Annotated in this window: 11 protein-coding genes; 7 read left to right on the top strand and 4 right to left on the bottom strand. The window is 38.5% G+C overall.

Annotation, left to right across the window (positions count from 1 at the left end):
- Positions 1-186: 186 nt before the first annotated feature.
- Positions 187-504 (bottom strand): DUF962 domain-containing protein, encoded by a 318-nt coding sequence (locus H4J59_RS07255; RefSeq protein WP_182238078.1) that lies wholly within the window; start codon positions 502-504, stop codon positions 187-189.
- A gap of 9 nt (positions 505-513) precedes the next feature.
- The gene (locus tag H4J59_RS07250) at positions 514-1,158 is read right to left on the bottom strand and encodes a LysE family translocator (RefSeq protein WP_182238076.1); all 645 of its coding nucleotides are present in this window, start codon (positions 1,156-1,158) and stop codon (positions 514-516) included.
- 593 nt (positions 1,159-1,751) lie between these two features.
- On the opposite strand from H4J59_RS07250, the gene H4J59_RS07245 reads away from it, so the two are divergent.
- The 3 genes from H4J59_RS07245 (at position 1,752) to H4J59_RS07235 (ending at position 3,743) form a co-directional block, all read left to right on the top strand.
- Positions 1,752-1,937: a hypothetical protein gene (locus H4J59_RS07245; RefSeq protein ID WP_259369430.1), complete on the top strand. Its 186-nt coding sequence runs from the start codon at positions 1,752-1,754 to the stop codon at positions 1,935-1,937.
- Between the two features lie 363 nt (positions 1,938-2,300).
- On the top strand, positions 2,301-2,969 hold the full coding sequence (locus tag H4J59_RS07240; RefSeq protein WP_182238074.1) for a YoaK family protein: 669 nt from the start codon (positions 2,301-2,303) through the stop codon (positions 2,967-2,969).
- 180 nt (positions 2,970-3,149) lie between these two features.
- A complete protein-coding gene (locus H4J59_RS07235) occupies positions 3,150-3,743 on the top strand; it encodes an HD family hydrolase (RefSeq protein WP_182238072.1) in 594 nt (197 codons plus the stop codon).
- Positions 3,744-3,820: 77 nt separating this feature from the next.
- Here H4J59_RS07235 and H4J59_RS07230 read toward each other — a convergent pair whose 3' ends face one another.
- Positions 3,821-4,471: a methyltransferase gene (locus tag H4J59_RS07230; protein WP_182135623.1), complete on the bottom strand. Its 651-nt coding sequence runs from the start codon at positions 4,469-4,471 to the stop codon at positions 3,821-3,823.
- A gap of 336 nt (positions 4,472-4,807) precedes the next feature.
- Here H4J59_RS07230 and metA point away from each other — a divergent pair, with 336 nt between their 5' ends.
- The 3 genes from metA to H4J59_RS07215 all read left to right on the top strand — a co-directional run bounded on the left by metA (position 4,808) and on the right by H4J59_RS07215 (position 10,720).
- Positions 4,808-5,758, top strand: a complete 951-nt coding sequence (metA, locus tag H4J59_RS07225; protein WP_182238070.1) for a homoserine O-succinyltransferase — start codon at positions 4,808-4,810, stop codon at positions 5,756-5,758.
- A 28-nt stretch (positions 5,759-5,786) separates the two neighbouring features.
- Complete coding sequence (gene metH, locus H4J59_RS07220; protein WP_310733173.1) at positions 5,787-9,479, top strand: methionine synthase; 3,693 nt, start codon at positions 5,787-5,789, stop codon at positions 9,477-9,479.
- A gap of 821 nt (positions 9,480-10,300) precedes the next feature.
- Positions 10,301-10,720 carry a BLUF domain-containing protein gene (locus H4J59_RS07215; protein ID WP_182238066.1) on the top strand — a complete coding sequence of 140 codons (420 nt, stop codon included), beginning with the start codon at positions 10,301-10,303 and terminating at the stop codon, positions 10,718-10,720.
- A 293-nt stretch (positions 10,721-11,013) separates the two neighbouring features.
- Here the strand turns inward: H4J59_RS07215 and radA are convergent, their stop codons facing one another.
- The gene (radA, locus tag H4J59_RS07210) at positions 11,014-12,402 is read right to left on the bottom strand and encodes a DNA repair protein RadA (protein WP_182238064.1); all 1,389 of its coding nucleotides are present in this window, start codon (positions 12,400-12,402) and stop codon (positions 11,014-11,016) included.
- 361 nt (positions 12,403-12,763) lie between these two features.
- Here radA and H4J59_RS07205 point away from each other — a divergent pair, with 361 nt between their 5' ends.
- A complete protein-coding gene (locus H4J59_RS07205; RefSeq protein WP_182238062.1) occupies positions 12,764-15,217 on the top strand; it encodes a PilZ domain-containing protein in 2,454 nt (817 codons plus the stop codon).
- The last annotated feature ends 42 nt before the right edge of the window (positions 15,218-15,259 follow it).

The following is a 15,259-nucleotide window of genomic DNA, read 5'->3' as shown; positions in this document are numbered from 1 at the left end:
CTATAGTTTGTTACCAGACCCCGAGCATGTCAGCCAACATTTGTTATGTGATGCTATCGCTCTTAAGCGCTCTTGTTGCGAGTGTGTTATTAAGTCTACTATTTTAATTGTATGTTGGTTGGCAAGCTCAATCCTGCTAAGTAATCTTGTGCTACATAGAAGAAACTAAAGCCAAGCAAAAAATCCTTAGAACTTAAGTTTACCCATCAAAATGTCTTTATACATAACCCAGTCACCTAACAGGCTATACCAAGGATAAGTGAAGGTCGCTGGTTTATTCTTCTCAAAGAAAAAATGACCAAGCCAAGCAAAGCCATAACCTAAAAAAGGTAGGGTCCAGAGTAATGGCCAAGCAGCATTAATCAAGACATAGGTCAGAGTGATTATAATTAAACTAGAGCCAATAAAATGCAACCTTCTGCAAATAATATTTTCATGTTGACTTAAATAGAACGGATAAAACGACTTGAAATTTTTATATTTTTTAACGGCTATATTTGTCATGAAAATCACCTAATTTATTTTGCTGACCCATACTTTTAAGCCGATTAAAATCATAGCGCCACCAAGTACACGGTCTATCCAATGACCTAAGCGTTGAAATTTTTCATTAACACTTGGCCGAGAAAGTAAAACCACCACAGTAGAAAACCACAGCAGCTGTAATATCATCATCCATATACCGTAAATAACCAAGTGTAATAGCGGTAAATTCGGTGATAAAACCACAGTAAATAAGGCCACAAAATATATTGGCGCTTTTGGGTTTAAGGCATTGCATAAAAAACCTTTCGCAATTGCGCTTAAATTGCGATGCTTTTCCAGCACCTTTTGCTCGCTGACTTTACCAATAGGGTCAAGGTTATTAACCGGTTTAGCGCTTAAACCTTGCACACCTAAGTAGATCAAATAACCACCACCGATGATTTTTATCGCCCACAACGCGGTTGCTGAGCTAGCGATAACAGCAGCTAAACCTAGCGCAGAATAAATAATATGCACCGACAATCCCAATGCAATACCAATACTGACCATAAAGCCTGTTTGTTTGCCGTTAGACAAAGTTTGCTGCGACACCAAAACAAAATCAGGCCCTGGCGATGCTGCCGCCAACAAATGTATGGAGGTTATTAATAGTAAGCCTTGCATTAAATCCATGAGTATTCCCTAAGCAGCAACCTTAAACATATTCTCGTAAAATAGCCTAAAAAGCGACTAATAACACCTATGTCTATAACATGATAAAAACTCATCACTAAATTAACACTGCTAAAATATAGCTGCAAATATTAGTTTAGAAAGCAGACTTATTGATAAAAACACTCATCTGTATTGAACACGTTATAGCGTTGGGCAATTTTTTGTAGGTCCATACTTCAGTCCAAAAACCGCTAAGCCGAGCTTAATGTGACGTGTCCAATATGTATAGCCAAGTTAATTTTATCTGAGACAAGAATAATTAACGATAACAAAGCAATTAAAACTAATAAATCGTCAGAAGTTACCTTGCTTGAAGTTCAACACAACACGGCCTTTGTCGCTAAATCTGTCTAGATATTGCGATTTTATGCCATTGGTAAAGAGTTAATAAAAACGCGTATGTTACAGTGCAGGTATTATTTAATATTATTGCCAAAAATACTCAAAATTTGTTACACGTACTTGGCCAATAAGTAAGTAAACCTGATGTGCAGTTGAGACTTTATCAGCTATAAAATAAGTCTAAGTTATTATTTATATTGAGAAGTATTATGATGAAAGATACAAAAAATGAAGTTACGGATGAAATTAAAGCAAAACTATTGTATTGGCGTAATATAAAAAGTCAGAGAAATAAAACCTTGCTCATTGTTTTTCTTTTAAGCTTGGTTGGCTTAAAGGTATTTACCACAGTGTTAACTTTTGAGTGGCTAGCGGGTTTATTTAACTCGGTATAAAGTAAGGTTTAAAATAGATGAGTAATTGTACAGCTTAGGTGGCGTTAGTTGTGCTTACTGAGCCTTATTTAAGCCAGAGGTATTTAACTCAGATATATGTAACCGATGAATTTATATCAAGTTGATTACTTGCTGTTAAAGAAACTTAAGCGGTTATTCAAGATGATTAACACCAGTTAATTAAGCAAAATACCTCGACAGTTTTTAAATATGTAAGACAACATAAATGCTGATCAGCTTGTCACTAGTGGAGTAACTCGGCGATTTTCATACCGTTAATTATTTTAACTTATTTTAACTTATTTTAATTTCAGCTGAGCTTAATTTTACACTCAAATAGGCGCTAACAGCTTAAGGAACATAGTGATTTCAAAATTACCCCGATGGGTAGAATACGGTGCATTTGTACTTGCTTTAGTGGCAGGACTTATTAATGCGGTTGGATTGTTAGGGTTTAAACATCAATCGATTTCGCACTTATCTGGTACGGCCACACTGCTTGGCACAGGAGTTGTAAACTCGACATTTACTGATGCTTTTCATTTACTGCTTATTCTATTGAGCTTTTTAATAGGTGCGGGTATATCGGGCTACTTTATACGCGGTGGGGCCTTAAAATTAGGCCGCAACTATAGTGGTTTGCTTTACCTAGAAGCGGCATTGCTTTTTGGCGCTATTTATTTCTTAACAAAAGATTCTTTAAATGGCCATTATTTGGCCTCAGCCGCGTGTGGATTGCAGAATGCATTAGCCACTACTTATAGTGGTGCAGTGATCAGAACAACTCATGTCACCGGTATTTTTACTGATTTGGGTATTATGTTAGGTGCAAAATTAAGGGGCGATACATTTGATAATAGAAAGGCATTATTATTTTTGTTAATTATTATAGGGTTTGTTGTCGGTGGGAGCTTAGGTACTTATTTATTTATTTTATTTAAATTTTACGCGTTATTTGTACCCGCAGGTATTTGTATTTTATTAGCCTTAATATATTCAATCTATAATGCGAAAGCGAAAGCTAGGGGCTAGCACTTTTACCATTTTTCAGGTTGCCAAGGTAGAGGGTAAATTTATCACTAGTCTATTAAGTCGCTTTATCGACACTTCAGCAGATTGTGTTTGTTGCAAAGGTGGAGTTATCGATGAAAGCCCCCATATCAACTTATGTGATCATAAAATCATCGTGCTAGCTTTCATATAGGAGAGGTAATGCAAGACTTGAAGCAACAATTAGATTTTATTTTAGAGTTAGACCGTCTTAAAGCTGTCTACCGAAAGGTGATGGTAAAGTCGGATAAGAATAGACCAGAAAACAGTGCCGAGCATAGCTGGCATATTGCCATGATGGCGCAAACCTTACATGTTTATGCCGCAGAGCCAGTCAATGTTGCCCGAGTTACTAGCATGTTACTTATTCATGACATAGTAGAAATTGATGCCGGTGATACTTTTGCCTTTGCAGCACAAGCCGAACTTGATGCGCAAGAAGCTAAAGAGCTTGCAGCGGCAAAGCGTATTTTTGGTTTGTTGCCTGAAAAGCAATGCTCAGAAATGTTAAACTTATGGCTAGAGTTTGAAGCGGCAGAAACAACCGATGCTAAATTTGCCAAAGCAATGGATCGAGTATTACCTTTACTGCAAAATATGAAAAATGACGGAGGCAGTTGGGCTAAGCATAATGTTAGCCGATCTGAAGTTATTGCGCGTAACAATCTCTTAGATGGTTTAGCCCCAAAATTATGGACTTATGTTGCTGAGCAAATTGAGTTTGCCGTAGAAAAAGGCTGGTTACGCAACGCGTAGCGGTAATAAAACTTCTAGGTATTTAGAGCAATGCCTTAGCTGCTTGTTAATATATAAGTAAACAAGCAGCTAAGCTTCTATCTTTTAAATTTAAGAATATGACCTTTGAAATCTTGTTTAATGTAATCGGTATGCTCAGGTTTAATATGGGTAGAGCTAAAACCAAAATCTAGCATTTTTGTACTTAATTTAGTTTTACGTCCGCGCCCCGGATCAACAAGAATAACTTCACAACTTTTGTTTGCATGGGCTTGGATGAAGTTGGCAAGCAATTCAATATGTTCATTTTCATATAGTAGGTCACTACCTATGATTAAATCAAAAAGTCCTAAGCTATCTTGTTTGTTTGACCAATTAGTTTGCTCATAGTTAATCGGACCGTCTTGATTAAGCAGGGTGTTTCTCAGTAAAAATTTTCCTACTTCGGGGTGGTAATCTGTTGCGGTTATATCTGCTTTTTGTTTGTTTAAGAGCAAGCTACTAAGCGCTATGCCACAGCCTACTTCTAATACCCGTTTTGTGCCAACGGGGTATTGCGATATAAAATGTGCCAGCACTAAGCTTGACGGCCAAATAACACCAAATAAAGACCAAGTTGCCGATGAAATACCTAAGTTTTGGGCGATGTCTTCAGGGTCATAAAATTCTTGTTTATCACGTAAGGTACAAAGATGGATATCAGTATTACCAAACTCGATGGTTTGATAACTGTAGCGAAGGTTTGTCATTGTGCTGCCTAGGTAGGCGCGGAGCCAAGTCTCTTAAGACAAATGGCAAAGTGCGCGAGTCGGCTAAGATTACAGTGTTTAGCTTAAATGACAATATATTTCGCGTGCTATAACTTAGCCTGTAGAGGTTTTTTGTCGCGAATTTTCTTTACGACTAAACGATAAACGGCTAAATCATATTAAAATGTTTAGACGTCTATACGTTTAGAGGTTGACATAGCTAGCAATCCAAGTCACATTGTAGGTAGATATAAATGGTAAAGAGCGATATTGTTTTTCAGCGTTATTTTATAGCGATCACAGATATAACGAATTACCCGACATTAGGTTAATACTATGCCCATAAAAATCCCCGATGAATTGCCCGCGTTAACAATTTTAGACAAAGAAAATATTTTTGTTATGTCTGAACGTCGCGCTGCAGATCAAGAAATTCGCCCAATGGAAGTGGCTATTCTTAACCTAATGCCCAATAAAATTGAAACTGAAGTGCAAATTCTTCGCATGTTGGCCAATACACCATTGCAAATTAATGTTGAATTTGTCCGCATACATGCCAATGAATCTAAGAATACGCCGCAAGCACATCTAGATAATTTTTACCGCTTATTCGATGATATAAAACATAAACAATATGACGGTTTAATTATTACCGGTGCGCCGCTGGCGTTGTTGGATTATCAGCAAGTAACCTTTTGGGACAAAATTTGTCAAGTGTTTGACTGGGCAGAAAAAAATGTGACTTCAACCATGTTTTCTTGTTGGGCAGCACATGCAGCGCTTTATCATCATTATGGTTTGAAGCGACATTTGCGTAAAAAAAAGCTCTCTGGCGTTTATCACCATCATTGTTTGAAACCAGAAGAGCAGTTAACCCGAGGCTTCGACGAAAGCTTTAATGTGCCTCATTCTCGCTATGGTTATATCGATAAGTCGGATTATCAAACACTGGAACATCTAGAAATATTGGCGGAGTCAGCTGAGGCAGGGGTGTATTTATCTGCGAGCAAAAACAAGCAGCAAGTCTACCTTACCGGCCATCCAGAGTATGACGCAACAACCTTGAGTGAAGAGTATTTTCGTGACCTTGAAATGGGCCGTACCACGTCAATGCCTGAGCATTATTTTACTGACAATAATCCCAATTCAACCACAGCAAACACCTGGCGCAGCCATGGTAGTTTACTTTTTACCAATTGGTTAAATTATTACGTTTATCAAATTACGCCGTATCAATTAGATGCAAACCATATTAAAGCCATCCATCCAGGGAAATCTCGTGTCTAAGCAAGTAAATACTCAATCAAAAGCACCTGTGGTGCAGTCAGTTTCTTATGGCCGATTACAAGCCGAATTAAAAAAGCGCATTCTTATTTTAGATGGTGCTATGGGCACTATGATCCAAGCGTATAAATTTGAAGAGCAAGATTATCGTGGCGAGCAGTTTGCCGATTGGCATAGCGATGTTAAAGGTAACAACGATTTGTTGGTGCTGACTCAACCTGAGGTTATTAAAGCTATTCACCGCGAATACCTTATTGCCGGTGCTGACATTCTTGAAACCAATACTTTTAACGCCACCACTATTGCCATGTCTGATTACGATATGGCGGAGTACAGTGCTGATATTAATTTCGCGGCGGCGCAATTAGCACGTGAAGTGGCTGATGAATTCACCGCGAAAAACCCAGATAAACCCCGTTTTGTGGCTGGCGTGTTAGGGCCAACAAACCGCACTTGTTCAATTTCCCCTGATGTTAACGACCCAGCGTATCGTAATGTCACCTTTGATCAGCTCAAAGACGCTTACATTGAATCGACCAACGCCTTGATTGACGGAGGCAGTGACATCATTTTAATTGAAACAATATTTGATACCCTCAATGCTAAAGCCGCTATATTTGCTGTTGAAACCGTCTTTGAAAGTCGCGGTGAACGTTTACCTGTGATGATTTCAGGCACAATTACCGATGCCTCAGGGCGAACGTTATCAGGGCAAACCACCGAAGCTTTTTACAATTCTTTACGTCACGCTAGACCGATTTCATTTGGTTTGAACTGTGCGCTTGGCCCGGTTGAATTACGCCAATATGTGGAGGAATTAAGCCATATTTCAGATGTGGCGATTTCTGCTCATCCTAATGCGGGTTTGCCTAATGCTTTTGGTGAATATGATTTTACCGTTGAAGATATGGACGAGCATGTTGCTGAATGGGCCAATGCGGGTTTTTTAAATATTATTGGTGGCTGTTGTGGCACCACACCAGCGCATATTAAAGGCATGGCTGATGCCGTAGCGAATATCGCGCCTCGAGAAATTAAAGCGAAAGAAATAGCTTGTCGTTTATCCGGCTTAGAAGCACTGACCATCAAAGACGATAGCTTGTTTGTTAACGTAGGTGAGCGCACCAATGTGACGGGATCTGCAGTTTTTAAACGCTTAATTACCGACGAAAATTACGATCAAGCCATCGCAGTAGCTTTACAACAAGTTGAAAACGGCGCACAGATTATCGATATCAACATGGATGAAGGCATGTTGGACTCACAAGCAGCCATGGTTCGATTCCTGAATTTAATTGCGGGTGAGCCAGATATCGCCAAAGTGCCGATTATGTTGGACTCTTCTAAATGGGATATTTTAGAAGCGGGTTTAAAATGTATTCAAGGTAAGGGCATTGTAAATTCAATCAGTTTAAAAGAGGGTGAAGACAACTTTCGTGAACAAGCTGAACTGCTGCGCCGTTATGGTGCTGCGGTCATTATTATGGCGTTTGATGAAAAAGGCCAAGCCGATACTCGTGAACGTAAGTATCAAATTTGTCAGCGCGCTTATCATATTTTGGTCAATGAAATTGGCTATCCCGCTGAAGATATTATTTTTGATCCTAATGTTTTTGCGGTGGCTACTGGCATCGACGAGCATAACAATTATGCGCGTGATTTTATTGAAGCGGTAGGTGACATTAAGCAAAACTTACCCCATGCCATGATTTCTGGTGGTGTCTCTAATGTCTCGTTCTCATTTCGCGGCAATAACCCAGTGCGCGAAGCGATACATGCGGTTTTTCTTTATCATGCGATAAAAAATGGCATGGACATGGGTATAGTTAATGCCGGCCAGTTAGCGATTTATTCTGATATCCCCGACAACCTGCGTCTAGCGGTTGAAGACGTGATACAAAACTCTGATGACGGCGCTACTGAACGCCTACTCGATGTGGCACAAGAATATCGTGGCCAAGCGGGTAGTCAAAATAGCAAAGCTGATTTAACCTGGCGTGAATTAGAAGTGAATAAGCGCCTAGAATATTCGCTCGTTAAAGGTATTAATGAGTTTATTCTTGAGGACACTGAAGCGGCTAGATTAGTCGCTAAACGGCCATTAGATGTTATCGAAGGGCCGTTGATGGACGGCATGAATGTGGTCGGTGATTTATTTGGTGCTGGCGAAATGTTTTTACCGCAAGTGGTAAAATCTGCCCGCGTCATGAAACAAGCGGTCGCGCATTTAAATCCTTTTATTGAAGCAGAAAAAACTGAAGTAAGATCTAACGGCAAGATATTACTGGCAACGGTGAAAGGCGATGTTCATGACATAGGTAAAAATATCGTTGGCGTGGTTTTACAGTGTAATAATTACGAGATTATCGACTTAGGTGTGATGGTGTCATGTGAAGAAATTTTACGTGTTGCCCGTGCTGAAAAGGTCGATATTATTGGTTTGTCAGGGTTGATCACTCCCTCACTTGATGAAATGGTGCATGTTGCTAAAGAAATGAAGCGCCAAGAATTTAACTTACCCTTGCTTATCGGTGGCGCTACAACCTCTAAAGCGCATACCGCCGTAAAAATTGAACCTCAATATCAACATCCTGTGGTTTATGTACCTAACGCTTCACGTTCGGTTTCTGTGGTAAGTACACTACTTTCTGATGAGCATAGAGCGGCCTTTGTTGAGCGCCAAACCGCTGAATACGTTAAAGTGCGTGAGCGCCATTACAAAAAAGGCCCGCGTTCAAGTTTGATTTCTTTGAAAGACGCGCGCGCCAATGCGGTGCCGATTAACTTTGATAACTATACCCCTAAGGTGCCAAATAAATTAGGTGTGACTGTACTGGATAATATCGACTTAAATATTGTTAGGCACTATATCGATTGGACGCCATTTTTTATGACTTGGCAGTTATCTGGTAAGTATCCCTTAATTCTTAAGCATGAAGTCGTCGGCGTGGAGGCAACTAAGTTATTTAATGACGCTAATGCGATGTTAGATGATGTTATTAATAATAAAAAATTAACCGCAAAAGCGGTATTTGGTTTGTTCCCAGCCAATCGTGAGCAAGATGACTTACAACTTTACACCGACGACTCGCGTACTGAACCCTTAATGAAATTGCACCAATTACGTCAACAAAGCAAAAAGCCCACGGGCCAATATAATCGTTGCTTAGCCGATTATGTCGCTGATAAAGCCTCAGGTGTTGATGACTACATTGGCGCATTTGCCGTATCGGCTGGTTTTGGAGTTGAGGCGTTAGTGAAAGTCTTTAATGCCGATCACGATGATTATAATAGTATTTTAATTAAAGCGGTTGCCGATAGACTCGCTGAAGCCAGCGCTGAATATTTACACCAGCAAATTCGCAAAGAATATTGGGGCTACGCGCCAGATGAAACCTTGGATAACGATAGTTTAATTCGTGAGAGATATCAGGGTATTAGGCCTGCGCCAGGTTATCCTGCCTGCCCAGAGCACACAGAAAAAGGCTTGCTTTGGACCTTACTTAATGTCGAAGAAAACATTGGTATGGACTTAACCTCAAGTTTTGCTATGTGGCCTGGTGCCGCAGTAAGTGGTTGGTACTTCGCGCATCCAGAGTCTAAATACTTTGCCGTGGCAAAAGTGGCACAAGACCAAGTTGAAAGTTATGCCGCACGTAAAGAAATGACCATGCCACAGGCTGAACGTTGGTTGTCGGCTAATTTAGATTATGAACCTTCGTAAACTATAAATTATAAGCTTTAGCTTGAAGTGACGAGGGGAGATGTTTTATTAGCCTATCTTATAGCGTAGAAGTAACAGCGCAGAAGTAATAGCAAAGATAAGATAATAAATAAACGGTATAAAAGCTAAAAAGCGCTATAGCAAGACAAGCTATAGCGCTTTTTTAATATTGGTCATCAGCATTATCTTTGGACAAGATAATGTCGTAAGATTCAGGTCATTGTGTACTTAATTCACGTTATACAATAACGCCCCCCTTAAGTGAACCTATGTTGGAGTTAAATTACTTTCAGCAATAATGTAGCTTTGATGATATCAATAGTTATATTGAGTGACACTATCTCAACAAGCAGACTTCAGCCAAGGCAAGTGTTTCATCAGTGATGGTGGTTGAGCTAAGTTGAATTTTAAGTTGTCAGATTCAGTGAGCGGTTGTTGGACTGAAAATGTTGCACTGAAAAAATTAACGACTTTTTTTGTGCATTTAAAGTGCTGACTATTGCTTTAACGCTAGTGCTTCTGCTCGCTAATTACCATTATTTCACATCAACTAGGTGAATCAGAGGTTTAAATTCTTAGCAGGCGTTATCGACATAACACGGCTCCATTTTGTATGGCCAATCTCATGGGGTAAATAAACCTGTAAAACGATTGTCATGATAGCTAAAGAATATTTTGTGAGATTTTAATAAACATTAAATTTACTCTTTCTAATTATTTAAAATTGTGAAATATTGTTCAGCAGATATTACTGAGAAGTTCGCATAATATTGTTAGGGTTTTAATCTACTTAGAATAATTAAAATGGAGGGTAACTCACTATGTTTGAATTGCTTTATACCAGTATCTCTCCTGCAGGCTTATCAGAGGTCGAATTAATGCGTATGCTAAAACAATGGCGATTAAAAAACCAAGCACTCGATATAACCGGAATGCTGTTATATCACGATCGTGAGATCATGCAGATTCTAGAAGGAGAAGAAGATAAAGTTAAAGCACTGTTTCAAACTATTCTTCTGGATAATCGACATAGAAATATTGAAGTGATCTATGAAGGTAATATCAAAGATAGAGCCTTTAGTGAATGGTCAATGGCATTTAAGCTCATTGACGAAAATATCATAAAAATAATTTCAGCTGGTTATGAGGAATTTAACCTAAAAATGTCTCCTATTACTATGATTAAAGAGAGTCCGAACCGTGGTAAGAAAACATTTTTAACCTTACGAGACATGCTTTAAAGTAAAATGAGCTGCTACATATAGTCACCAGCGTTTACAGTTTGATAGCAAAAGCTCAAATTGTGGCATAACTGAAGCCGGCGTTAGCAATATAATATTTAATCAAAATAAAAAATCCTGATTCCTCTCAGTTTTTCAACCTGAACCGTCGCTATCGTATTAAAACCATCGTTAAATAAAGTGATTTTTATAACAATGTAGCGCATTTTGTAGCATTAGTGCCAATTGAACTAATGCTATTTTATGCCATTTACTGTGCAATAATCTCGCTAATTATGTCTGTTACATAGGCGCTATTTAATCAGTTCAATTAACTCATGAATAGTTTTTACGGGCGATATTTTAGCGCCTAAGCCTTCCATCGATTTATGATAATTTCGAAACGGAATAAATATTTCAGTAAAGCCATGTTGAGCCGCTTCTTTAACCCGCGGCACACCGCTGTCAATCGGACGCACATCACCATTTAAGCTCAACTCACCCATGATGCAGGTGGTTCTTGGGATAACAAATTCATTCAAGCTGCTTAACAATGCTGTCACTAACGCAAGATCAATACAGGTTTCTGACTCGTCTATTTTGAGACCACCAATAATATTGAAAAATGTATCATGATAAATTTTGGTTTTGGTATGTTTGCGTAAAATTCCGGTTAACATCTTAATACGGTTCATATTTAGGCCAACACAAACGCGTTGTGGAAACTCAGCTTCGGTTTCTGTGGTGAGACACTGAATTTCTAATAATAAGTTTCGATTGCCTTTGCGAATACAAGTAATGGCTGAGCCAGGTGATTCAGTGCTCGAGCCGGATAAAAATATTTCACTGGGATTATCAACACTGAGCATACCGCGTTCACACATTTTAAAAATGCCAACGGTATCAATGTCACCAAAGCGATTTTTATTCGCTCTTAAGGTGCGTATTTGGCCATCATTAGTGTCGATATGCAGTAAGGCGTCAACAATATGCACTAAGGTTTGAGGTCCGGCAATTTCATTGTTTTTATTAACATGGGCAATCAGAAACATGGTGACGTTATTTTGTTTACAGTATTGCGTTAACAACTGAGCGGCACCTTTTACCTGTGATGGTGAACCCGGGCTACCATTGGCATTGTCGGTAACCACAGCTTGAATGGAGTCAATAACGGCAAATTTGATTTTTTTTAGCTCTAGTTCTTCAATAATGGCTTCAACACTGGTTTCTGACAACAAGTACAATTCGTCAGGATTATACTCAAGCTTTAAACGCTGGACCCTATTTTTGAACTGCGAAAGCGACTCTTCGGCAGTACAATAAAGTGACGGCATTATTTTTGACATACGGGCAACTAAATCGGACAGTAAGGTAGTTTTCCCCGCGCCTGGATCACCTGATACGATATTGACAGAGCCGGTGGTAACGCCGCCACATAATACTCGGTCAAGCTCACCTATGCCGGTTAATTGCTTTTCAGCCTCAGTAGAGGCTATTTCATTGATTTTTTTAGAGCCACCGCCAGTACCACCGGCATAGCCGCCGGTTGAGATACGACTTTTTGTTGGGTTTTTACTTTGGTTGGCGGAAATTTTCATCTCAGCTAAGGTATTCCATGCCCCGCATCGGCATTGTCCCTGCCAACGAGGGTAGTTCATGCCGCAATCGGTACAAACGAATTCTAATTTTGCTAACTTTGCCATTTGGCTGCCTATTGTCTAAATTTAAATTTTTTAACCTCTTGCTATGCAATTAGTCAAAATTATGACAAAACATCAAGGTAAAATACTTAAATGCTGTTTGTCAGGAAAATTATTATGCTTTATATTCAGGGTTTTAGTTGAACTAATGTCAGTATTTAGTTTATGGTAAACAAAATTTTTTAGTTCTACTGCTTTTATAGCAAGTTAACCGGTATAGTTATTGCAGTAAAACAGTTAAAGATAAATTGTTTACTATTCAACGTTGAATATAGTGTTGTGGTGTTAATTTTATAACATGGTACGGATACTAAGTTAATATACGATGCGTAGTTGGCTTTATTGTAAAGATATTGAAGCGTAAATGAATAAAGATTTTTCAAAATATAAAAAAATTATTGATGAATTTAGTGGCCAAGTCTTAACTAGTGACTTTGAAACTAAGTTTTATGCTGTCTCCAAGAGCCTTTCGCAGACAGAACGTTTTCTGTTAAAAATGGAATTAAAACGTCTTGCTGCACCTTGTACTCGTTTGATTGATTTACGAGGTCATGTTGATGGTGAATGTAAGATTTTCCAACACGAACAAAGAATACATTTTTTAGACAATGTTGCCAGTGTGGTTTTTACAGAAGCGTTTACGCGTTATGGCGGCTATAGTCTTGGTGTCTACGAAGCAACGATGAATACCGAAAATAACTTTCGGGTTATTTATCAAAAAGAGAAAACTCAGGTCAGTAAAGGCTCGCCAGAAGCCAGCACTAAAGTATTTGAAAAGTCACAATATCCAGCAAAATTTTATAGTTTTGGTCCTTATCATAATCGCATTGAAGAGCGGATGAATTTTGTCATCTCGATTCAAGTCACTATTGGTAATGATAGAACATTTAAATCTACCACTTTAGATGTAAGTGTCAGTGGCTGTAAGTTCAAAGTGAATGACCTAAGGCCTATGGATATTGGTCAAAAAATTACAATACGTTTCAGTGGCTTGGAAGACCAGTTTCAACTAATGGCTGAGAGCGACTTTACTTATGAAGTTAAAAATTTGACCGTATTAGATAACATGCAGCTGGTTGGCGTTAAAAGAGCTCATCAAGACAAGTCTGGCCCCAATAGTTTTACACAATATATGCTTAGCTTTATTCAAGGGAATAAACGTCGTTACAAAATCAATTTAGATAATACTATTAGTGCCTTGCAAGCTCGCAGTTTTGAACAATATGTGCTACCTAAATCTAATGAATTACCTGTTTTTATTGAAAAAAACAATACTAATTTAACGCCAAAATATGCGCTGACTTGCCCTAATAACCAAGGTCTTTATCAGTATTGGCAGGATGAACAGCATAATTCGACATTATTTTGTTTAATGACACCAGAACGAATCACTCGACTTAAAAAGCTAGCGCTATCTGGACAGTCGCTATTAGTGTTTAGTTTTATTCATCAAAGCCAAGGTAAGTCATATTTTTATACTGCTGATGAATTACAGCTTGGCGATGATCCTGAGTTTATGACACAATTTTTGGCTTTTGCAGCGTCAAAAGAAAATTTCTTAATTACTCAACTCGCTTTGTTGGATGTAGTGCCAAGTCGTGGCCAGTCAAACTTTACTTTATCTAATAGTATGACTGAGAAAAACGCGTATTTAAATGCGCCACTATCTAATGATATTCAGGCATTATTGGCTAAAACACCTTATATTGTTGTGGTAAATGATGTTACACAAAATGAAAGTATTCAGGCATATCAATCATGGTCTTATGAGGGTATTAACAGCGTTAAATTGAAAAAATTTGGTCATAAACGCTTAAGTGAAAAGTTGATTGTTGATAACATCGGCATAAACTATAGAAATAAGCGACAAGAGTTACGTTTTACTTATAAAACGCCAGTTCATGTTGAAAGTAATGATGTTACTTTAACTGGTATTTCTCTTGATTTTTCTCCCTCTGGTTTGAAGGTTTCACTAGATGAAACAACCATGTTGCTCAAAGGTGACATGGTGTACTTAAGTTTCCCTAAGCTACAAAAAATAACTTCAGCGTTTGCTTTAACTGACTTACCCTATGAAGTTGTGCGGGTAAATAGTGCTAAAAATATTATTAATTTACGAATTTTTGTTCAGCAGCATCAACATATTGGCCGTAAATTTTTTAAAGCTTTGATTGATAAAAACAGTGATAAATTAACCTCTGACGAATGTGATACGTTTAGCCCCGACTTAGCCAGAGCATTGCGCAATATCTATAGTGCAAGTTCAACCGTTCCTGCGCTTGTTATACAAACAAGTGGTAGTCGTTATAAATCAGAAGTTATTGCTGGCGGAGACTGTCATAGCAACTTAATGTCAGTAATGCAGCAATTAAGCGATGGTCATTTATATTACAACTTATATCCTATATTGGGTCATGCGGATATAATGCCAAGCTTAAGTGTTAAGCTAAAGAAAATGCAGGAAACGGACTCGCCAAGTTGCCATGTACTTTATATTGCGCTTAAGGCTAGTGTTGACAAGGTAGACAAAGCGGTCAGTATAAAATTGTCTTCAGAGTTAAACAGTGAAGCATTAAAACAAGGCTTTATTCATCAGGCGCTGGAAAAGGGCCAATTTTTCTGCCTGATGATAAAGCTTTCACGCGTTGGCGAACCTGACATGAGCTACCTTCATCCTGAATTAAGTTATATTAGTGCTTATGCACTTCATCGCGGTAAACAAATTGAACAAAATATTTGGAGTGTTTCGGGCATTGCACAAATTTTTGATATCACCCAAGAAGTGCTTTTTCGCTATCGTTTAACGCGCAACGCTTAACGTTTTATTGCTAAAGCGGATACATATTTGATTAATTAAGTG

Origin of the sequence: Colwellia sp. MB02u-10 (assembly GCF_014077185.1) — a bacterium.
Classification (GTDB): Bacteria; Pseudomonadota; Gammaproteobacteria; order Enterobacterales; family Alteromonadaceae; genus Cognaticolwellia.
Note: the sequence above shows the minus strand (reverse complement) of the source record. Positions and strands in the feature narration are given on the sequence as shown.

Excerpts from the sequence above, each read along its gene's own strand:
- H4J59_RS07245 (WP_259369430.1), top strand. The coding sequence starts at position 1,752 with ATGATGAAAGATACAAAAAATGAAGTTACGGATGAAATTAAAGCAAAA.
- metA (WP_182238070.1), top strand. The coding sequence starts at position 4,808 with ATGCCCATAAAAATCCCCGATGAATTGCCCGCGTTAACAATTTTAGAC.
- H4J59_RS07235 (WP_182238072.1), top strand. The coding sequence starts at position 3,150 with ATGCAAGACTTGAAGCAACAATTAGATTTTATTTTAGAGTTAGACCGT.
- H4J59_RS07250 (WP_182238076.1), bottom strand. The coding sequence starts at position 1,158 with ATGGATTTAATGCAAGGCTTACTATTAATAACCTCCATACATTTGTTG.
- H4J59_RS07255 (WP_182238078.1), bottom strand. The coding sequence starts at position 504 with ATGACAAATATAGCCGTTAAAAAATATAAAAATTTCAAGTCGTTTTAT.
- H4J59_RS07215 (WP_182238066.1), top strand. The coding sequence starts at position 10,301 with ATGTTTGAATTGCTTTATACCAGTATCTCTCCTGCAGGCTTATCAGAG.
- radA (WP_182238064.1), bottom strand. The coding sequence starts at position 12,402 with ATGGCAAAGTTAGCAAAATTAGAATTCGTTTGTACCGATTGCGGCATG.
- H4J59_RS07230 (WP_182135623.1), bottom strand. The coding sequence starts at position 4,471 with ATGACAAACCTTCGCTACAGTTATCAAACCATCGAGTTTGGTAATACT.
- H4J59_RS07205 (WP_182238062.1), top strand. The coding sequence starts at position 12,764 with ATGAATAAAGATTTTTCAAAATATAAAAAAATTATTGATGAATTTAGT.